Raw genomic sequence first — 20,254 nt, 5'->3', positions numbered from 1 at the left:
TTGATTCATGATTTAGTTTTAACATGATTTTAACTGGCTTTGTTTTTTTCAGTTTGTCGAGCAATGACATATTGATTTTCTGGGCGTGCCAAGCCTAGGTTTTCACGTAAAGTCGTGCCTTCATATTCGGTACGGAATAGGCCACGGCGTTGTAGCTCTGGCACAATCAATTCAACAAAATCGTTTAACCCAGTAGGTGTACTCGGTGGCAGAATATTGAAACCATCCGCGGCTTCATTTTCAAACCATTGTTGTAATTGATCAACAATCTGCTCAGGGGTACCAATCAGTTGCCAATGTCCACGTGCACCCGCCACCCATTCATACAGCTGACGGATACTGAAATTGTTTTTCTTGGCAATGTCTGCAATTAAAGCAGGACGACTCACCATGCCTTGACCTTCACCCAATTCAGGGAATGGGCCATCTAGATCATAGCCTGAAAAATCAAAGCCGCCACTTAAACCACTCAGTAAGGCAAGCCCTGCTTCTGGATGAATCAAATCCGTAAGCTGTTGGTATTTGGCATGCGCTTCTTCTTCAGTACGACCCACAAAGGCAGAAACGCCCGGCAAGATTAAAAGTTCATCGGCTGAACGCCCATATTTGGCCAAACGACTTTTTACATCACGGTAAAACTCTTGTGCATCTTCCAGCTTTTGATTGGCGGTAAAAATAACTTCGGCATAACGGGCTGCTAGATCACGTCCTGGCCCTGACTGCCCCGCTTGTACAATCACAGGATAACCTTGTGGTGTACGAGGCACATTCAAGGCACCTTTTACAGCGTAGTATTTACCTTTATGATTCGGGTTATGCACTTTCTCAGGATCATAAAACACACCTGATGCCTTATCATGAATAAAGGCATCATCTTCCCAGCTGTCCCACAGTTTTTTAATCAAATCGACATATTCCTGCGCACGCTCATAACGCTCAGCATGTGGAATCTGTTGCTCATAACCAAAATTGGCCGCAGCGGCTTCCGAAGCAGAGGTCACCACATTCCATCCTGCTCGACCATGGCTGAGATGGTCCAAAGAAGCAAATTTACGCGCCAATAAATACGGTTCTTCATAGGTGGTTGATGCAGTTGCAATAAAACCAATATGTTTGGTCACCGTTGATAAAGCTGCGAACAAGGTGACAGGTTCAAAGCCCGCTACTTTATCGCTATAGCCTGTTTTCTCAGCTTGTCCGAAATTAACGGCGAGACCATCTGCCAAGAAATAGGCATCAAATAAGCCTTTTTCAGCAAGTTGTACCTGCTCTTTAATAAAATCAAAATCCACTGCTTTGGTCGGTTGCGATTCAGGATGTCGCCATGCAGCGACATGTTGTCCAGTAGCTGGAATAAATGCACCTAATCGAATTTTTCTACTCATGTTTTGCTCCAAATTTGTTGTTAAACACAATTTATCTTTCACTGTGGTTAATACAAATTGAATGCCATGTTTTTTATTTATAAATATCAATCAATTAAAAATTATTAATTTTATCAATGTTTCAGCAACAGCACGATTCTGTTGAGCAGGTGGTGCTAAATCAACACCTCTTCTTTTATTCATAGCAGATATTTATGAGCATAGTCGAACACTAACAATCGGCTAAATCACTTAGATTAAACGTGAACAGGCAGATAAATCGTAAACACACTATTATGAGCAGGATTGCTATATTCAATGCGACCATCATGCGCAATTACAATCGCATGGACAACCGCCAGCCCCAGTCCTGTTCCTCCAAACTCTTTATTTCTGGACTGTTCCAGTCTAAAGAACGGATTGAATAAATGTTGCTGATATTGTGCTGCGATACCCGGACCTGCATCGGCCACCTGCAAAATCCAGTTTTGAGCATCTTTTGTCAAAGAAATGTTGAGTTTTCCGGCATTGGCATAACGGATTGCATTATCAATCAGGGCCATTAATACCTGCTCGATACGACGACGGTCACAATGCACCTGTATAGCAGGAATCTCAAGTACGGGTTCGATCTGTGCCTGTTGTAAACGCTGTTCAAACAGTTTTAATACTTTTTCAGTCAGTGCTTTAAAATCAACCATTTCATAATTTAATCTGAGTTGCTGGTTTTCAATCAGACTCAAGGTTCGCAGGTCTTCGACCAGATGAGATAAGCCTTCCACCTGACTGAGCAGGCTTTTGAATAAGGCTTCATCCGGTTTAAACACACCATCCAGAATACCTTGTAAACGGCCCTGCAAAATGGTGATCGGTGTTCGCAGCTCATGCGCGATGGCAGCATTCCAGACCAGTGCATTTTCAACCGAACTTTCCAGCTTCTGCGCCATGTTATTAAAATTATGCATCAGTTCTGCAATTTCAGTGGAATGAATGTGACGGTCATCTGCTCGCGCAGAAAGATTTCCCTGACTGATCTGCTTGGCCGCTTCGGCAAGAAAATTAATGGGTTTAATAAAGCGCTGAGCCAGATGCATGCCGATAATGATGGAAATGACCCCACCACAAAAAATCACTGTAGATAGCCAAATCCAGTCGACAAAATGAAATTCGGTCCAATCTTCCTGCAAGGAACTTAAAGTGATCCAACCCACATCAATCGCATAGTTATAAATAAAATAGCCAAGCAAAATAGAAAACAGCGTCACGCTTAAGTTCACGATACTTAATGCGATAAACAACTGTTTACTAATACCTGACTTATTCTTCATTGGATTTTTCCAATCAATTAACCTAACTTTTTCATATGATACGCTGATTTTTTTAGTGATTTACACACTTTTTCCACACTTTAAAGATCATTGCTCCTCAAACCTTTCCAAAAATAGCAGCATCAAAATTTTATTGATGTGACCGAAATGCATAAATCAAAACTCAACCTACGCAAGAAAATAGGCTTCTTTCTTTTGGCCATTGTCATCGCTTACTGGATTGCCTTTCCAATCGTTCCATTCTTAGACATCCCACATAAAGCATTGATCATGACAGCAATGGCAATTGGTGGTGAAATCCTGTTATTGATCGTTATTGCACTATTAGGCAAAGAATATTGGGACAGAATCAAGACTGGATTTAAACGACTGTTTTCATCGTTTAAATCGCATAAGAAGAAATCTGATGATTTGAATTAAAAAAACCGTACACAGTCAAAATATGCTCACTGCGCAGGATGGTCCAGCCGATAGCCGACTCCGCGCACATTGATCAGCATATTTTGCAAACCGTGTTCTTCCAGTTTCTTCCTTAATTTACTGACATGACTGTCTACCGTCCGTTCCAGCGCATCACTGTCAGGCAAGCAATGATTCATCAGCTCCCCGCGGGTAAAAACTTTATAAGGCTGATCGATCATCAGCAGCAGGATCTTATACTCGGTCAAGGTGAGATTGAGCATGATTTTTTTGTCCTGCTGACGGATATAGACGCTGTGTAAATCCGAGTGAATCTCAATATTCTTATAAAGCAGATTTCTATTTTGTGCCTGCTGATTTTGTTGAGCCCTTCTCAGCACGGCTTGCACACGTGCCACCACCTCATTCGGATTGAACGGTTTGACCACAAAATCATCTGCACCAATGCGCAGGGCCATGACTTTATCAATATCCTGATCCAATGCGGTCAGCATAATGACGGGCGTTTGGGCTTTCTGGCGGATTTTGCTCAGCACTTCCCAGCCATTGAGCTCAGGTAATTTAATATCCAGCAAGATCAGGTCAATCGGCTGCGATGCATGGATTTCAATGGCTTGCTTGCCATTCATGGCGCGGAGTACCTGCATACCTTCACGTTTTAAGTAATGCTCAATAATATCGCCAATATCATACTCATCTTCTACGACGAGAATCTGCTTATCACGGCAATCAAAAGAAAATGAGGCTTCAAACATGAATCAGTCACCGGATAATTTCAATCTCTTTGCATGATACGCCGATTTATCTCCGGATCTCCACACTTTTTCCACACTTCACCGATGGTCGTTACACACAGCGCGAAAATAATAGCAGCATCAAGAACTCCCAAGGTTTGGACAGCATGCAAAAGCAGCTCTTACTTCCATTATTTTTATCCATCGGATTTATACTGCAAGGTTGTGGTTCCGAGCAGGCAAAACCCGCTGAAACACCGCCGGCCAAAGTCAGCATTTTAAATATCCAACCGCAATCGGTGGGCTTTAGCGAGAACCTGCCGGCACGTGTCCAGGCGTTCCGGACGGCAGAAATCCGTCCTCAGGTGGGCGGCATTATTGAAAAAGTCTTGTTCCGACAAGGCAGTGAAGTCAAAGCAGGACAAGCACTTTATAAAATTAATGCCGAAACCTTTCAGGCCGATGTAAACAGCAACAAAGCCTCGCTGAACAAGGCCGAAGCTGAGGTAACACGTTTAAAAGTGCAGCTGGAACGCTATGAACAACTATTGCCAAGTAACGCAATCAGTAAGCAGGAGGTCAGTAATGCCCAAGCTGAATACCGTCAGGCCTTGGCTGATGTCGCCCAGATGAAAGCGCTCCTCACCCGTCAGAATCTGAACCTGCAATATGCCACAGTGCGTGCCCCGATTTCGGGACGTATTGGACAGTCATTTGTGACCGAAGGTGCTTTGGTCAGCCAAGGTGATGCCAATACCATGGCAACCGTACAGCAAATTGATAAAGTCTATGTCGATGTAAAACAGTCGATTGGTGAATACGAACGTTTACAGGCCGCGCTACAAAGTGGCGAGTTGTCTGCCAATAATGAAAAAACTGTACGTATCTCCAATAGTCACGGACAAGCGTATAACGTCACGGCAAAAATGCTATTTGAAGACATTAATGTGGATCCTGAAACCGGAGATGTGACCATCCGGATCGAAGTTCAGAATCCTGAAAGAAAATTGCTACCCGGCATGTATGTCCGTGTCAATATTGACCGTGCTTCTATCCCGCAAGCATTATTAATCCCGGCACAAGCGGTACAACGCAATATCAATGGTGAACCGCAAGTTTATGTACTCAATAACAAAGGTGCAGCAGAGATACGTCCAATTGAACTGGGACAGCCCTATGACCAGTTTTATATCGCCAATAAAGGTTTAAAAGCAGGCGAGAAAGTGATTGTAGAAGGTATTGACCGTATCCAGCCGAATCAAAAACTTGAGATTAGCAACTGGAAAGTCCCAGCAGCACAGGGAGCTCAATGATGATGTCACAATTCTTCATTCGCCGCCCTGTATTTGCATGGGTGATTGCGATTTTCATTATATTGTTTGGGCTACTGAGTATTCCGAAACTCCCGATTGCCCGCTTTCCAAGCGTGGCGCCGCCTCAAGTCAATATTAGTGCCACTTATCCCGGCGCGACACCCAAGACCATCAATGACAGTGTGGTCACCCTGATTGAGCGGGAATTATCCGGCGTAAAAAACCTGCTGTATTACAGCTCAACCACAGATACCTCGGGTACCGCAGAGATTTCGGCGACCTTTAAACCCGGTACAGATGTTGAAATGGCACAGGTAGATGTTCAGAACAAGATCAAAGCCGTTGAAGCGCGTCTTCCCCAAGTGGTTCGCCAACAGGGTTTACAGGTCGAAGCCTCTTCATCAGGCTTCCTGATGCTGGTCGGAATCAACTCGCCCAAAGGACAATATTCAGAAGTTGACCTGAGTGACTATCTGGTCCGTAATGTGGTGGAAGAACTGAAACGTGTTGAAGGCGTGGGTAAGGTTCAATCCTTCGGTGCTGAAAAAGCCATGCGTATTTGGGTTGACCCAAACAAACTGGTGTCTTATGGCCTATCCATCAGTGATGTCAACAATGCGATTCGCGAGAACAATGTCGAGATTGCCCCTGGCCGACTCGGTGATCTCCCTGCGTTAAAAGGCCAATTGATTACCGTGCCCTTGTCTGCTGAAGGCCAGCTCGGTGATGTTGAACAATTTAAGAATATCAGTCTTAAAAGTAAAACAAGCGGCAGTGTCATCAGACTGTCGGATGTTGCCAAGGTTGAGATGGGGTCGCAAGCCTATAACTTTGCAATTTTAGAAAATGGTCAACCCGCAACAGCGGCTGCAATCCAGCTCAGTCCGGGTGCCAATGCAGTGAAAACAGCCGAAGGGGTCAGAGCCAAGATTGAAGAATTAAAACTCAACCTGCCTGAAGGTATGCAGTTCAGTATTCCTTATGACACGGCACCCTTTGTTAAAATTTCAATCGAAAAAGTGATTCATACTTTACTGGAAGCCATGGTACTGGTTTTCATCGTGATGTATCTGTTCTTGCACAATGTGCGTTATACCCTGATTCCGGCAATTGTTGCCCCCATTGCCCTGCTGGGTACCTTTGCAGTCATGCTCATGGCTGGCTTCTCGATTAACGTACTGACCATGTTTGGTATGGTGTTGGCCATTGGTATTATTGTCGATGATGCAATTGTGGTAGTGGAAAACGTCGAACGGATTATGGCAACTGAAGGGCTTCCACCCAAAGAAGCCACATCCAAGGCCATGAAGGAAATCACCAGTCCAATTATCGGGATTACCCTGGTCTTGGCTGCAGTATTCTTACCCATGGCCTTTGCCAGTGGTTCGGTCGGCATCATCTATCAACAGTTTACCCTAACCATGTCCGTATCGATTCTGTTCTCGGCATTATTGGCATTGATCCTGACCCCTGCGCTCTGTGCCACCATCCTGAAACCGATTGATGGGCATCATCAAAAGAAAGGTTTCTTTGCCTGGTTTGACCGTAGCTTCGATAAAGTCACCAAAAAGTATGAATTGATCCTGCTGAAAGTGATCAAGCATAGTCTTCCAATGATGGCGATCTTTGTGGTGATTACCGGTCTCACCTTTGCAGGCATGAAGTACTGGCCAACTGCCTTTATGCCAGAAGAAGATCAGGGCTGGTTTCTGACCACCTTCCAGTTACCTTCTGATGCCACAGCTGAAAGAACCCGAGCTGTAATCAACGAATTTGAAAACAGTTTAAAAGACAATCCGAACGTGGAAAGCAATACCACCATTATGGGCTGGGGCTTTAGTGGCGCAGGCCAAAACGTGGGAATGGCGTTTACCACACTCAAAGATTTTAAAGAGCGGACTTCAAGTGCCAGCGAAATGACCAATGCGGTCAATGCAACCATGGCACATAGTAAAGAAGGTGCAACCATGGCGGTGCTTCCACCGGCCATTGATGAGCTGGGGACTTTTGCCGGTTTCAGCTTACGCTTACAAGACCGTGGCAATTTAGGCATGCCAGCACTCCTGGCTGCACAAGACCAGCTCATGGAAATGGCCGCCAAGAACAAAAAGTTCTATATGGTCTGGAATGAGGGCTTACCACAGGGCGACAATATTTCTTTAAAAATTGACCGTGCAAAATTGAATGTTCTCGGTGTGAAGTTCTCCGATGTTTCCGACATCATTTCAACCTCAATGGGATCAATGTACATCAATGACTTCCCTAATCAGGGACGTATGCAACAAGTGATTGTACAGGTTGAAGCCAAATCACGGATGCAATTAAAAGATATTTTAAACCTGAAAGTGATGGGCTCAAATGGACAGTTGGTATCTCTCTCCGAAGTGGTCACACCACAATGGAATAAAGCACCACAGCAATATAACCGCTATAACGGTCGCCCATCGTTGAGTATTGCCGGTATTCCGAACTTTGATACCTCATCGGGCGATGCCATGCGTGAAATGGAAAACCTGATTGCCAAATTACCAAAAGGCATTGGTTATGAATGGACCGGTATATCCTTACAGGAAAAGCAATCTGAATCTCAGATGGCATTCTTGCTGGCCCTCTCCATGCTGGTGGTGTTTCTGGTACTTGCGGCACTTTATGAAAGTTGGGCCATTCCGCTTTCAGTGATGCTAGTGGTGCCTTTGGGGATCTTTGGTGCCGTGATTGCAATTATGTCACGCGGACTGATGAACGATGTGTTCTTTAAAATTGGCCTGATTACCCTTATTGGTTTATCCGCCAAGAACGCCATTTTGATCGTCGAATTTGCCAAGATGCTGAAAGAAGAAGGCATGAGTTTAATTGAGGCCACAGTTGCCGCAGCCAAACTGCGTTTACGTCCGATTTTGATGACATCACTGGCCTTTACCTGTGGGGTGATTCCCTTGGTGATCGCTTCTGGTGCCAGTTCAGAAACACAGCATGCCTTAGGGACAGGTGTGTTTGGCGGCATGATTTCCGCGACGATTCTGGCAATCTTCTTTGTACCCGTGTTCTTCATTTTTATTCTGGGCGCAGTTGAAAAGCTATTTTCTCCGAAACAGAAAAATCCCTCTTAAATGACATTGAGCAGAGGAAATCGATTGATTTCCTCTGACTCCTCCTCTGTATTTATCCTCATCTTATTTGGAGAAGACCATGTCTAAAGCGACTGTCTTATCTCGTGGCTTACTAGTGTCTACGCTTTCAATTGCCCTAACGGCATGTATGAATCTGCAGGCACCTCAACCGGTAATTCAATCCAATATTCCACAAAATTTTTCTCAAACCACAACTGGAAATTCAATTGCCAATCAGGGTTATCAACAATTTTTTTCTGATTCACGTTTGTTACAAGTGATTGAAATCAGTTTAAATCATAACCGTGATTTACGTACTGCAACACTTAATATTCAGCGTGCGCAACAGCAATATCAGATCAGTAAAAATGAGCAGCTGTCTACCATTGGAGCAAATGGTAGTGCGGTACGACAGGTGAATCCATCTGTAAATCCAAACAATCCCTATTCAACTTTTCAAGTCGGACTAGGGATGACGGCTTATGAGCTGGATTTTTGGGGCCGTGTACAAAGTTTAAAAGATGCAGCACTGAATCATTACCTTGCCACCCAGAGTGCCAGAGATGCGACTCAGATTAGTCTGGTGAGTCAAGTCAGCCAGGCTTGGTTGAATTATGCCTTTGCCCAGGCCAATTTAAACTTAGCTGAACAAACCTTAAAAGCCCAGCTTGATTCCTTTAACCTCAACAAGAAACGTTTTGATGTCGGAATTGATAGTGAAGTCCCGTTACGACAGGCACAGATATCGGTTGAAACAGCTCAAAATGATGTTGCTGCCTATAAAACTCAAGTGTCACAAGCACAAAACCTACTGGATCTGTTGGCTGGTCAAGCGCTTCCTCAAAATCTTCTGCCCCATCAAGCCGTAAAAACCATTAGTGCTGAAAGTCGCTTTGCAACGGGCTTAAGCAGTGATTTACTGAATAACCGTCCAGACCTAAAAGCTGCTGAATATCAACTCCGTGCTGCTGGAGCCAATATTGGTGTAGCAAAAGCACGTATGTTCCCCACCATTAGTCTGACAGGATCAGCTGGCTATGCATCGGCAGATCTAAAAGATTTATTTAAATCAGGAGGCTTCTCCTGGTCAGTTGGACCAAGTATTGATCTTCCAATCTTTGACTGGGGAACGCGTAAAGCTAATATTAAAATTTCTGAAACTGAGCAAAAAATTGCTGTTTCCGACTATGAAAAAGCCATTCAATCCGCTTTTCGTGAAGTGAATGATGCTCTTGCCGCCCGTGCTCATATTGATGAGCGTTTGAGTGCACAACGCCGTTTGGTTGCTGCAACCGATACCACCTATAAATTATCCACGGCTCGCTTTAGAGCAGGCATTGACAGTTACCTGACCGTACTGGATGCGCAACGTTCTGCTTATGCCGCCCAACAAGGCTTGCTCATGCTGGAACAAACCAAGTTGAATAACCAGATCGAGCTTTATAAAGCCTTAGGCGGCGGATTGTCTCAACCAGCAGCTTAGAATTGTATCTTTTACACCCGATTTCTGGTTAAGACATCTTGCAGCTTTCTTGTATGGAATTAAATATGTTGTTTTAACTAGAGATCGTTTCTCGTAAATTGCGATATTGCTTTGGGGTCTGATTTGCCCAGCGTTTGAATGCACGAGTAAAATGGGTAACATCGGAGTAACCCAATTTTTCTGAAATAGAGGAAATACTATATTCATGATGATTCAGTAATTTTTTGGCATATCGCTCTCGAACTTGATCCATGAGCATCTGAAAAGTGGTTCCCTCTTTTGCCAATTGACGCTGTAACGTTCGCTCAGTCAGATGCAGCTTATCTGCAACCTCTTTCATTTTGAAAAAACCTTCCACCTCATCAAAAAGCAATTCACGCACCAAAGCCGTGAGTGGATGTTTCTCACCACGTTTAGCCACCAACTTATTCAAATCATGTTTACATTGTTCTCGCGCCAAACGTGCAGCTAAGGGGTCTGCCATAATCAGCGGCAGTGCCAAGTAACTTTCAGGGAAAATCAGTCGGTTATGGTCTTGATTAAAACTGATCTCACAAGGCAATAACTCTTGAACTTGCTGTAAAAATGCAGGTTCAACATAATTCAGCTCGGCCTTAATCTTTAATTTAGTTCCAGTAATGGCATTGGACATCTGCGCAAAGCCCACCATCAGAAAGGTCATGCCGACAATCCCCATCTTAAAATTTGTCATCGGCTGGTCTAAATAAAGTGAAGCCAGTCCATTTTCAACTTCAAGACGCGGTTTTAATGCAGGACAACGCAGACCAATAAACTGCTCCATGACATTCAGTGCTTCACCAAGATTTTGTGAAACCATGGCGGCCAGACCAACTGAGCCATGGCATGACACGGTCATTTGTAATCCGAGATAGACGCCCAACGCAGGTTCATGGGTGAGTTCAACCGCTCGATTCAATAAATTATTGAAGATATCAAAATCTAAATACCAAAACGGTTCTGAAAGTTGCTCGACGCCAACGCCACTTCCTTCCAGTAATTGCTCGGGAGAAATATTTAATTTTTGTACCACATCGGCCATCAGACTGACGTAGGTTCCGGGTAAAGATGGATTCACAAGCGTTATCTCATCAATGTTTCATACAGAATGTCGTAAAATGGTCAAAACTGTCATTTCAAGAACTATGACACATATCGGTGATTCGGCATAGTACCAACAACAAAATTGTCGCATTTTTATCCAGCTCGATTCTGGATACTAATTGAAGGAAGTTGGTGAGATATGAAAGCTCTGGTTACCGGTGGTGCTGGTTTTATTGGTTCGCATATTGTACGAACACTGCTCAATGAAAATTATGAAGTTCGAGTATTACATCTGCCTCAGGAAAAACTAAGTAATCTTGAAGGTCTGGATGTTGAACTGATTGCAGGTGATATTACCGACCCAATCAAAATGGATAAAGCTGTTGAAGGCTGTGATTTAGTCTTTCATACCGCTGCGATCTACGCCTTATGGCTGCCAAAACCAGAGTTGATGCGCAAGGTCAATGTAGAAGGCACGCGTATTGTGCTCAATGCCGCGAAAAAAGCCGGGATTAAACGGGTGGTTTATACCAGCACAGGTGCATGTTTTGCAGGCCAACCCAAAGGCATTCAGGCCACAGAACAAAGCCCTTTTGCTTTAGGTGCAACAGGTGATGCTTATGTATTGACCAAATTTGAAGCACACCAAATCGCCTTACAGTTTGCAGCAGGCGGTCTAGATGTGGTGATCGTTTGTCCAACAGGCCCAATTGGTCCCCAAGATATCGCGCCAACGCCAACAGGAAAATTACTGTTAACAATTGCCCAGATGCCAGCGCTCGCTGTGCCAGCTGCGATCAACAATATGATTGATGTCAGAGATGTTGCCAAAGGCCATGTGCTTGCTGCAGAAAAAGGCATAGCAGGTGAAACCTATATTCTGGGAAATAGAGATCTGGATGGTGTTGCCATGGCGAAAACTGTTCATCATTTATTGGGCATTTGGCGACCGGTGATAACCATTCCCAACCTGATTGAAGGTGTTTCCTCCCAACTAGCAGGACATGCCGCGTTATGGGTGACCCAGCATATTACCCACAAAGCACCTTTGGTCACACCATCAGCAGCAAAAATCGGGCAATTAGGCACCTCTTTTAATTGCGCCAAAGCGGTACAGCAATTGGGTTTACCACAAACGCCCGTCGAGATTGCTGTCCGAGATTCACTGCAATGGTTTGCGGCCAATGGTTATATCCAGTCCCGCAGCTTAATCAAAAAAATTGAAGCGATTTCAATCTGAGCCAAACAGACAGGAGTCGAACGATGAATAAGTTTATTGATCATCAGATTATTGCCCGTAAAGTACATTTTGATTTTTCCCAAACACCTCGCCATTGGGTTCCCAATGATGTATTGGCGACTCATGTACTCAACAGCATGCATGTGTTATTGCCTGCTGTTGAGCACTGGTTCTGTCGTCTTGCCAATAAAACCTTGCCTTATGTCAACGACAAAAATCTGAAAGCCGATATCCGTGGATTTATTGCTCAGGAAGCAGCCCATGCCAATGCACACAAGGGCGCTGAAATTTATTTCCAGACCCATGGTATCGACCCGACACCTTTTAAACATTTTTTAGAGTGGATGTTTAAAGATGGTTTTATGGGCGATACCCCGTTTGGAATTTATGGACCTTTTAAACGCTATTCGAAACAGTGGCTTGCCTTTCGTATGGGCATCATTGCCGGTTTGGAACATTATTTTTGCTTCTTCGGCACTTGGGTGCTAGATGCCGAAGGTCTCGAACATGCCGACCCTGCGATGCTGGATATTGTACGTTGGCATGGTGCCGAAGAAGTTGAACATCGTACTGTTGGTTATGATGCTTATCGTGCACTGGCTGGTGATCATCTCAAAGGCTATTTAGGTCGCCAACTCAGTATGAGCTTCGCCTTTATTGCAATGGTCGGGTTCTGGTTAGGTGCATCTGTGTATCTGTGTAAGTTGGACAATACCCCTGAAGCAAAACGAATTTCCCGCAAGAATCCATTGGCGTTGATTTGGGCGTTTCAGCAAACCGCAAAGCAGAAAAAAAGCCTCCCCGATCTAGTGATGATTCTGACCGCACTGAAAGGCTGGAGTAAATTTAACTATCATCCGGAACATGATGGTGATGTGAAAAAGGCGCTGGCTTATATCGCGAATTCCCCTGCTGCCCAACAAGTTGCCGAAGCCTATGCTCAAGCACTCGCAGCCAAAATGAATCGCTGAGGCCGTTATGAAAAGTGATCAACTCATTCTGCAACGTGACCGATTAAGCTTGCAGGCCAATCTGTATGGTCATCCTGCTCATCCTCTAGTGGTGTTGCTACATGGCTTTCCAGATACACCGCATTGCTGGGACAAGCTTTACCCGATTCTGGTCGATGCAGGCTATCAGGTTCTCGTCCCTTGGTTACGGGGTTATACACTCGATTCGGTAAGCAGCAATGCTCACTATGGCTTGGCCTCTGCAACTGCTGACTTAAAAGCTTGGTTAGAAATGCTCGGTGTTCAAAAATTTCATCTGGTGGGACATGACTGGGGAGCAGCCATCGCCATGTGCTATGCCAGTCAATATACGGCCTCGCTGTATAGTGTGAGCTTGCTGGCCGTTCCTCCGATTCCTGCCATGCAGAATATTTTGACCAATTTAAAATATTTTCCAAAGCAACTCTATTTATCTTCTTATATGTTGCTGATGCAATCGCATTTTGCCAAAACCTTGCTCTCGCAAAATCAGGCTGAATTTGTTGCGAAAATCTGGAAAAAATGGTCACCCACATGGCAATTTACACAAGCAGATTTTGCAGCCACGCGTGAGGCTTTTAGCCAGCCGCAAATCGCATGGGCAGCCACGCGCTACTACCGTAGCTTATTTGCAGTTCATCATTCTATCAACTTAAAGGCCAACCGAGATTTACTCCGCCCAATCCAGCTTCCCACATTGGCTTTGGCTGGATTGGATGATGGCTGCATGAGTATTCCATTACATCGAGCTTTGGCCCAATCCAGACATTTTCCTCAAGGCTTACGCAGTATTTATTTACCCAATTGTGGGCATTTCTTACAGGCAGAGCAACCGCAGCGTGTTGCTGAGTTACTGCTTGAGCATTTTCAACAGACCGCCGTCTAAATACTAATTTGAACCTTTTTGTTTAGGTATATATCTATTTCATACCAGGATTTTCCAATGAATAAAGCAGTTAAACCATCCAAACCCACCCAACTGGTTGATGTATTGATTATTGGTGCAGGACCCTCTGGACTGAGTACCTGTATAAAGTTAAAGGAGCAAGGCATTCACAATGTCGTGATTGTGGATATGGCCAACCGTATTGGCGGTACATGGGCACTGAATGATTACCCAGGCCTGTTTTGTGATGTTCCAAGTGAAATGTATTCGCTGGGCTTTGCACCTAATCCTAATTGGTCACGTACATACGCCCCGCAGGCTGAAATTCGCCAATATTTAGAAGATGTGGCACATCAGTTTAATATTGTTCCCCAGATTCGGCTTGGTACTGAAGTAATCGAGGCTCAATGGGATAGCGTACTGAATCGCTGGATAATCAGCACAGCGGATGGTAAAAGCTACAGTGCGAAATTTTTTGTTCCTGCTACAGGCTTCATTGGCGAAGCCAAAATGCCCAGCTTTCCTGGACAAGAGCAATTCAAAGGCACCATGTTCCATTCCGGCAAATGGAACCATGAGTACGATTTAACCGGTAAACGTGTTGCCGTGATCGGTAGCGGTGCATCAGCAATTCAATTCTTACCTGCAATTCAGCCAAAAGTTGGGCATTTATACAGTTTTCAACGTACCCCATCTTGGGTACTACCTAAACCTGATTTTGCTGTACCAAATATTGTGAAAACGGTTTTCAAAAAAGCACCATTGTTAGAGAAAATCATTCGTGAAGGCGCCTTGTGGAGTTTAGAGCCCTCACTTCCTGTATTTATGAACATCAAGATCATGGAAAAGCTGCAAGCTCTGGGTAAACTCAATATCAATCTGAGTATCAAAGACCCTGAAATGCGCCAGGCAGTTACTCCTACACATACCTTGGGATGCAAACGCCCGATGTTTTCCAATAACTGGTATGCCGCGCTGGTGAAACCCAATGTATCTGTGCTGTTCCAAGGCCTTTCACATATCACTGAGCGTGGTGTTGTCGGTGAAGATGGCAAAGAAATTCAGGTAGATGCGATTATTTTTGGTACAGGTTATGCGGTCGCTGAGCCTGCGATTTATAAAATAATTAAAGGGGTTGAAGGTCGCAGCCTGAGTGATACATGGCAACGTCAACCACGCGCCTATATGGGGATGTCGATTTATGGTTTTCCGAATATGTTTATGATGCTCGGTCCTAATTCGCAAAATACAGTCGGCTCAGTGATGTGGACGGCAGAACAACAATCCATCTATATTTCCAAAGCCATTAAACTCATGCAACAACGACGTATCGACTACATTGAAGTGAAAGAAGCCGTGCAAAAACAATTTAATGCCCGCATCGATAAACGTCTGGCGAAAATGCCAGTCAGAGCTGATATCTGTAAGAGCTATTATTTAGATGACGCCGGTCGTAATCATATCATCTGGCCTGAATTTGGTTTTGTGATTAAACACAAACTGCACCATGTGAATCTGAAGGACTACCGTATCGAAAGTAAAGTGATTAAAGTAGTCGCCTAAGTCTGTTATCAGGGCTGACGTATGCAAGCATCAGCCTTTATAGTAGATGGGTTTAAATGAGAAAATAATTACTTCACTATGTTCACACTTTCGATTACCCCAAGATTCTATGAAACCGATGCTTTCGGGCATATCAACAATACCGTGATCACAGGCTGGTTTGAAACCGCACGCGAACCCGTTTTCCGTCTGTTTAATCCGGGTATGGAAATCAAAAATCTGCCTTTGATTCTGGCGCGTGTTGAAGTCGATTTTGTTGCCCAGATCTATTACGGTGCTGACATCGAAATCAAAACATGGATTGAACATATCGGTAATTCTTCATTCGTAGTCGCCCATGAAGCTTGGCAAAATGATCATTGCGTTGCCCGTGGCAAGGCTGTTCAGGTGTATTTTGATTTCAGCACACAAAAATCAGGGCGTATTCCCGATCAATTCCGTGAACAGTTACAACAATATCTGATCAGCCAATAAAAATTTCCCGCTGAAATAAGCTGATTTATTTCAGCGGATTCAACTTATTCGCCTAAATCTTCGAGAAAATCAAAGGTCGGCACAAAAAATAAGCTGCCTGAAACAGGTGTACTGAAATCTAGTAAGCGGTCGACATGTCCGGTTTCTTTACCCAAGAACATATTCTCAAGCATGGTTTTGGTGATATTAAAAGAACGGGAATAGCCAATAAAGAAGGTGCCATATTCCCCTTCAGTTGGATTGGAAAATGGCATATTGGCTCTTAAGATTTTAAGTTCATTGCCGTCAGCATCATGTGCCTTACTCGCCACATTATGTGCACTTTGCGGTTTCACATCATCACCCAGCTCGACATCATCATATTTCTTGCGTCCAATGACTTTTTCCTGTTCTTCAGTGCTTAGTCCCTTCCACATCTCCATGTTATGCAGGTATTTTTGGATAAATACATAACTGCCACCCAGGAACTCGGCATCTTCTTGGCCGACATAGGCAATCTCTTTGGCAATTTCATGTTCAGGATTTTCTGTCCCATCGACAAAACCAAGAATGGCACGACCATCAAAATATCTAAACCCTTTGGTTTCACTAATTGGATAGGTATCTTGTTTTAATTGCTCATGCAAAATTGAGGCAAGTTCATAGCAAATCGCCATCTGGTTGGCACGGATATGAAAGAATAAATCGCCTGTTGTCGCTACCGCGGTATGTCTTGGCCCTTTGATCTCTTGAAATGGTGCCAGCTCTTTCGGTTTATTTAAATCAGGGAACAGCAAATCCCAGGCATTTGAGCCAACTCCCACCGAAGCACTGAAATTACTATTCGGAAAACGATTGGTCAGACTACGTACCAATGCAGAAAAATTAGCGAGAAAATCGATAATCCCTGAATGATCAGGATTAGTATTGATGCCAAGTACGATAAATAAAGCATTTTCACCTGAAAGATTATTGATCACAGGCTGAGGTCTTAAAGGTATATTCATAATATTTGGGAATAAAAAAACTTAATGCTCATATCCTACACATTTTTTTAGATTTATTCTGTATATAACACAAAGCTCTCACCCCGACAAAAACTGGCCAAACTAAGGTTTAATTGCTTGGCCATTTCAATCGCCATACTGGTTGGCGCAGAAATGGTCGCCAATAAGGCAATATTGTATTGTGCACATTTGCGAATCAGTTCATAACTGGCACGACTGGTCATCACCACAAAGCCCTCGGCAACATTCAGCTTTTGCTCTGCCAAATGACCAAGTAGTTTATCCAAGGCATTATGCCTGCCGACATCTTCAAAGAGCGCCACGATTTTCCCCTGAACCACCCACGCGGCAGCATGCGCGCCACCAGTGAGTTCAGTAATTTTTTGTCGGGCTTTCAATTGAGCAATGGCATTTGGAATTTGCTTGAGCCACAAGGGCGAAACCTTGCTGCTCACCAATGGCAGGTCAACATAAAATTGCTTTAAGCTCTCTATCCCGCATAAACCACAGCCAGTCCGACCCACCATCATTCGGCGATGTTCCTTAAACGCCATAAATGCACGAGAAGAAATCGTCATATCAATCTCAACCCCTAATGCCGTATGACGAAGCTCAAGAGAATACAACTCGTTTAGACTGTGCAATATCCCTTCCGAGAGACTAAACCCCTTGGCAAATACCTCTAGGTCTGATGGCGTTGCCATCATCACGGCATGAGAGATGCCATTATAAATCAGTGCTACAGGATACTCCTGAACAATATAATCCATTTCATTTTCAGAATGATCCTGATGGAAACGATGCACTGGCACCGTTTCATAGCCGCGTGTTTTTGTATCCACAATTGACCTCTTAACTTCAGTGCAACTAAACGCCACCGACGCGCTCATTGGCGTGTTCAGGATCAACTGCAACCGCTAAGTTAAAATGCTCAGGCGCCTGACCTGCATGCAGGATTACAGGGATACTTTTTGATGCTGGAATTTTGGCATATTTATCATGACTGCCCAAAGCCACCAGCGGATTGGTCTCTGGATAATAGGCGGCCAGACTACCTTGCGGAATGTTATAAGGTACGATGCGGAAACTATGGACAATCCGTTTAACCCCATCCGAGAAGACGCTTTCGATATCAACCCATTGATCAGCTACAAAGCCTGCTGCATCAATATCCGCCTGATTCATAAACAGCACACGGCGTTGCCCGAATACGCCCCGATAACGGTCATCCAGACCATATAAAGTGGTATTGTACTGGTCATGCGAACGTGTGGTCATCAAGGTATACACCTGTTGCTCACTATAGGCGGCGGCATACTGATTTTCTTTATCTTCATACACCTCGGACAATGGTGTAATCAAGAACTGTGCTTTGCCACTTGGCGTGTTCCAGACATGCTGATTGGCTGGATGCTCTAAATGGAAACCACTCGGTTGATAAACCCGCTGGTTAAAATCATGGAATTCGTCAAATACCTCGGCAATCGAATCACGAATACGGTCATAACTTTCAATATACCAGCGCCATTTCACCTTACTGTCGGGTAACGCGGCTTCCGCCATACGCGCCACGATATCGGGTTCAGACAAGATATTTTCAGAGATCGGTGGATTACGCCCTGCCGAAAGATGTACGTTCGACATTGAATCTTCTACCGAAATCGCTTGAGCTCCATGCACCTGCATATCCACTTCGGTACGCCCCAGACATGGCAACATCAGGGCGTCCTGACCACACACCAGATGGCTACGATTCAGCTTGGTGGTAATGTTGACGGTTAAATTACAACGGCATAAAGCTTCTTGGGTATAAGGTGTATCTGGTGTTGCGACCGCAAAGTTACCCCCCAAACCAATAAAGACTTTGACATCACCTTCATACATTGCCTTGATGGTATCGACCACGCCAAAACCATGTTTACGCGGTGACTTGATACCAAATACACGATCAATACTGTCGAGTAGCTTATCACTTGGGTTTTCATTGATACCCATGGTACGGTCGCCCTGCACATTACTATGCCCACGCACTGGACATAGCCCCGAACCCGGTCGTCCGATATGGCCGCGTGCCAGCATCAGATTCGCCAGCATATGAATATTGGCAGTGCCGTGACGATGCTGGGTAATCCCCATACCCCAACAGAAAATAGCCGTTTTTGCATCGAGATACATCTGGGCAATGGATTGTAAATGTTCAGGTGAAAGTCCGGTGTGCTTGTGAATTTCTGGCCATTCAGTCCGGTCAATTTCCGCCAGCATCTCATCGAAGCCGATGGTATTCATTTCGATAAAACTGCGGTCGAAAACGCTATGCTGTCCTTTGGCAAGAGCTTGTTTATCCCATTCCAGTAAATGCTTCATCACCCCGAACATCAGCGCGTAATCACCGCCAATTTTGGGCTGGAAGTAATAGCGGCTGATCGGGGTACTGCCATTGGTCATCATTTCCAAAGGAGCTTGCGGATCTTGAAAGCGCTCCAAACCACGTTCTTTAATCGGATTAATCGCAACGATGTTACCCCCGCGTCTTGAGACCTCTCTCAGGGTGGCCAGCATCCGCGGATGATTAGTGCCGGGGTTATGCCCAAAACTAAAGATGGCATCTGCCTGATCAAAGTCATCCAGAATAACCGTTCCTTTACCTAAGCCAATGGCATCTTTCAAGCCCACACTGGTGGTTTCATGACACATATTGGAACAGTCTGGAAAGTTATTGGTACCAAAGCTTCTGACGAACAGCTGATATAAAAAAGCCGCTTCATTACTGGCTCGTCCCGAGGTATAGAATGCCGCCTGATCAGGATGGTCTAAGGCTTGTAAATGTTTGGTAATCAGCTGAAATGCATCATCCCAAGAAATCGGCACATATTTATCCGTAACAGGATCGTAGCGCATCGGGTCGGTTAAACGCCCTAAGTCTTCAAGATAAAAATCACTCTGCTCGGCTAACCAGCTGACCGTATGCTGGGCAAAAAACTCTGGTGTCACCGTTTTACTGGTGGCTTCAAAAGCAACGGCTTTGGCACCGTTCTCGCAAAAGTTAAAGGCATGGGCATCTTTTTTCTCTGGCCATGCACAACCGGGACAGTCAAAACCGGTCGGCTGATTGATATTGAGTAAAGTAATCGAACCTTTTTTAAGGATATCCTGACGTTTGAGATTGCGTGCCACACTCAATAATGCGCCCCATCCGCCAGCGGGCTGGGTATATGGCTCAATTCTCGCGTAGCCATTATTTTCTTGTTTATGAATTGTTTGTTCTGAATGATCCATTACATCGCCCTCAGCTGAGCTATTTT

16 protein-coding genes are annotated in these 20,254 nt (G+C 44.5%); 9 read left to right on the top strand and 7 right to left on the bottom strand.

Annotated features, from left to right (window positions below):
- Positions 1 to 29: 29 nt before the first annotated feature.
- Together IEV39_RS03465 and adeS are read right to left on the bottom strand one after the other, a co-directional pair.
- Positions 30 to 1,385, bottom strand: a complete 1,356-nt coding sequence (locus IEV39_RS03465; protein ID WP_005286701.1) for an LLM class flavin-dependent oxidoreductase — start codon at positions 1,383 to 1,385, stop codon at positions 30 to 32.
- Positions 1,386 to 1,621: 236 nt separating this feature from the next.
- Positions 1,622 to 2,692 carry a two-component sensor histidine kinase AdeS gene (gene adeS / locus IEV39_RS03460; protein ID WP_005286704.1) on the bottom strand — a complete coding sequence of 357 codons (1,071 nt, stop codon included), beginning with the start codon at positions 2,690 to 2,692 and terminating at the stop codon, positions 1,622 to 1,624.
- 147 nt (positions 2,693 to 2,839) lie between these two features.
- Here adeS and IEV39_RS03455 point away from each other — a divergent pair, with 147 nt between their 5' ends.
- Complete coding sequence (locus IEV39_RS03455) at positions 2,840 to 3,112, top strand: transporter suffix domain-containing protein (protein ID WP_005286707.1); 273 nt, start codon at positions 2,840 to 2,842, stop codon at positions 3,110 to 3,112.
- A 26-nt stretch (positions 3,113 to 3,138) separates the two neighbouring features.
- Here the strand turns inward: IEV39_RS03455 and adeR are convergent, their stop codons facing one another.
- Positions 3,139 to 3,867: an efflux system response regulator transcription factor AdeR gene (gene adeR / locus IEV39_RS03450; protein ID WP_005231047.1), complete on the bottom strand. Its 729-nt coding sequence runs from the start codon at positions 3,865 to 3,867 to the stop codon at positions 3,139 to 3,141.
- A 146-nt stretch (positions 3,868 to 4,013) separates the two neighbouring features.
- Between adeR and IEV39_RS03445 the strand changes: the two genes are divergently transcribed.
- From IEV39_RS03445 to adeC, 3 genes are all read left to right on the top strand, one after another.
- Complete coding sequence (locus IEV39_RS03445; protein ID WP_005286715.1) at positions 4,014 to 5,159, top strand: efflux RND transporter periplasmic adaptor subunit; 1,146 nt, start codon at positions 4,014 to 4,016, stop codon at positions 5,157 to 5,159.
- Positions 5,159 to 8,269 carry an AdeB/AdeJ family multidrug efflux RND transporter permease subunit gene (locus IEV39_RS03440; protein ID WP_005286718.1) on the top strand — a complete coding sequence of 1,037 codons (3,111 nt, stop codon included), beginning with the start codon at positions 5,159 to 5,161 and terminating at the stop codon, positions 8,267 to 8,269. The genes IEV39_RS03445 and IEV39_RS03440 overlap by 1 nt, the downstream gene beginning before the upstream one ends.
- A gap of 79 nt (positions 8,270 to 8,348) precedes the next feature.
- Complete coding sequence (adeC, locus tag IEV39_RS03435) at positions 8,349 to 9,752, top strand: AdeC/AdeK/OprM family multidrug efflux complex outer membrane factor (protein WP_005286721.1); 1,404 nt, start codon at positions 8,349 to 8,351, stop codon at positions 9,750 to 9,752.
- 73 nt (positions 9,753 to 9,825) lie between these two features.
- Here the strand turns inward: adeC and IEV39_RS03430 are convergent, their stop codons facing one another.
- The gene (locus IEV39_RS03430; protein WP_005286724.1) at positions 9,826 to 10,848 is read right to left on the bottom strand and encodes an AraC family transcriptional regulator; all 1,023 of its coding nucleotides are present in this window, start codon (positions 10,846 to 10,848) and stop codon (positions 9,826 to 9,828) included.
- A 165-nt stretch (positions 10,849 to 11,013) separates the two neighbouring features.
- Between IEV39_RS03430 and IEV39_RS03425 the strand changes: the two genes are divergently transcribed.
- The 5 genes from IEV39_RS03425 (at position 11,014) to IEV39_RS03405 (ending at position 15,966) form a co-directional block, all read left to right on the top strand.
- A complete protein-coding gene (locus tag IEV39_RS03425) occupies positions 11,014 to 12,054 on the top strand; it encodes an NAD-dependent epimerase/dehydratase family protein (protein ID WP_005286732.1) in 1,041 nt (346 codons plus the stop codon).
- A 23-nt stretch (positions 12,055 to 12,077) separates the two neighbouring features.
- Positions 12,078 to 13,025, top strand: coding sequence for a metal-dependent hydrolase (locus IEV39_RS03420; protein ID WP_005286735.1), 948 nt, complete (start codon positions 12,078 to 12,080; stop codon positions 13,023 to 13,025).
- 7 nt (positions 13,026 to 13,032) lie between these two features.
- Positions 13,033 to 13,929: an alpha/beta fold hydrolase gene (locus tag IEV39_RS03415; RefSeq protein ID WP_005286738.1), complete on the top strand. Its 897-nt coding sequence runs from the start codon at positions 13,033 to 13,035 to the stop codon at positions 13,927 to 13,929.
- 57 nt (positions 13,930 to 13,986) lie between these two features.
- Positions 13,987 to 15,492 (top strand): flavin-containing monooxygenase, encoded by a 1,506-nt coding sequence (locus IEV39_RS03410; protein ID WP_005286741.1) that lies wholly within the window; start codon positions 13,987 to 13,989, stop codon positions 15,490 to 15,492.
- 78 nt (positions 15,493 to 15,570) lie between these two features.
- On the top strand, positions 15,571 to 15,966 hold the full coding sequence (locus IEV39_RS03405) for an acyl-CoA thioesterase (RefSeq protein WP_005286749.1): 396 nt from the start codon (positions 15,571 to 15,573) through the stop codon (positions 15,964 to 15,966).
- A gap of 44 nt (positions 15,967 to 16,010) precedes the next feature.
- Here the strand turns inward: IEV39_RS03405 and IEV39_RS03400 are convergent, their stop codons facing one another.
- From IEV39_RS03400 to IEV39_RS03390, 3 genes are read right to left on the bottom strand one after another with little or no spacing between them, the layout of a single operon-like run.
- Complete coding sequence (locus tag IEV39_RS03400) at positions 16,011 to 16,952, bottom strand: Dyp-type peroxidase (RefSeq protein ID WP_005286751.1); 942 nt, start codon at positions 16,950 to 16,952, stop codon at positions 16,011 to 16,013.
- Positions 16,953 to 17,005: 53 nt separating this feature from the next.
- Entirely contained in the window at positions 17,006 to 17,794 is a 789-nt protein-coding gene (gene fdhD, locus IEV39_RS03395) for a formate dehydrogenase accessory sulfurtransferase FdhD (RefSeq protein ID WP_005286753.1), read from the bottom strand.
- A 25-nt stretch (positions 17,795 to 17,819) separates the two neighbouring features.
- Positions 17,820 to 20,228: an FdhF/YdeP family oxidoreductase gene (locus tag IEV39_RS03390; protein WP_005286756.1), complete on the bottom strand. Its 2,409-nt coding sequence runs from the start codon at positions 20,226 to 20,228 to the stop codon at positions 17,820 to 17,822.
- Positions 20,229 to 20,254: the final 26 nt, after the last annotated feature.

Origin of the sequence: Acinetobacter courvalinii (assembly GCF_014635545.1) — a bacterium.
In the GTDB taxonomy this organism is placed as follows: Bacteria; Pseudomonadota; Gammaproteobacteria; order Pseudomonadales; family Moraxellaceae; genus Acinetobacter; species Acinetobacter courvalinii.
This window is presented reverse-complemented; position numbering and strand designations above follow the sequence as displayed.

Coding starts and splice junctions, on each gene's coding strand:
- IEV39_RS03465 (WP_005286701.1), bottom strand. CDS start 1,385: ATGAGTAGAAAAATTCGATTAGGTGCATTTATTCCAGCTACTGGACAA.
- IEV39_RS03445 (WP_005286715.1), top strand. CDS start 4,014: ATGCAAAAGCAGCTCTTACTTCCATTATTTTTATCCATCGGATTTATA.
- IEV39_RS03440 (WP_005286718.1), top strand. CDS start 5,159: ATGATGTCACAATTCTTCATTCGCCGCCCTGTATTTGCATGGGTGATT.
- IEV39_RS03425 (WP_005286732.1), top strand. CDS start 11,014: ATGAAAGCTCTGGTTACCGGTGGTGCTGGTTTTATTGGTTCGCATATT.
- IEV39_RS03405 (WP_005286749.1), top strand. CDS start 15,571: ATGTTCACACTTTCGATTACCCCAAGATTCTATGAAACCGATGCTTTC.
- adeS (WP_005286704.1), bottom strand. CDS start 2,692: ATGAAGAATAAGTCAGGTATTAGTAAACAGTTGTTTATCGCATTAAGT.
- IEV39_RS03400 (WP_005286751.1), bottom strand. CDS start 16,952: ATGAATATACCTTTAAGACCTCAGCCTGTGATCAATAATCTTTCAGGT.
- IEV39_RS03415 (WP_005286738.1), top strand. CDS start 13,033: ATGAAAAGTGATCAACTCATTCTGCAACGTGACCGATTAAGCTTGCAG.
- IEV39_RS03455 (WP_005286707.1), top strand. CDS start 2,840: ATGCATAAATCAAAACTCAACCTACGCAAGAAAATAGGCTTCTTTCTT.
- IEV39_RS03420 (WP_005286735.1), top strand. CDS start 12,078: ATGAATAAGTTTATTGATCATCAGATTATTGCCCGTAAAGTACATTTT.
- IEV39_RS03410 (WP_005286741.1), top strand. CDS start 13,987: ATGAATAAAGCAGTTAAACCATCCAAACCCACCCAACTGGTTGATGTA.
- adeR (WP_005231047.1), bottom strand. CDS start 3,867: ATGTTTGAAGCCTCATTTTCTTTTGATTGCCGTGATAAGCAGATTCTC.
- adeC (WP_005286721.1), top strand. CDS start 8,349: ATGTCTAAAGCGACTGTCTTATCTCGTGGCTTACTAGTGTCTACGCTT.
- IEV39_RS03390 (WP_005286756.1), bottom strand. CDS start 20,228: ATGGATCATTCAGAACAAACAATTCATAAACAAGAAAATAATGGCTAC.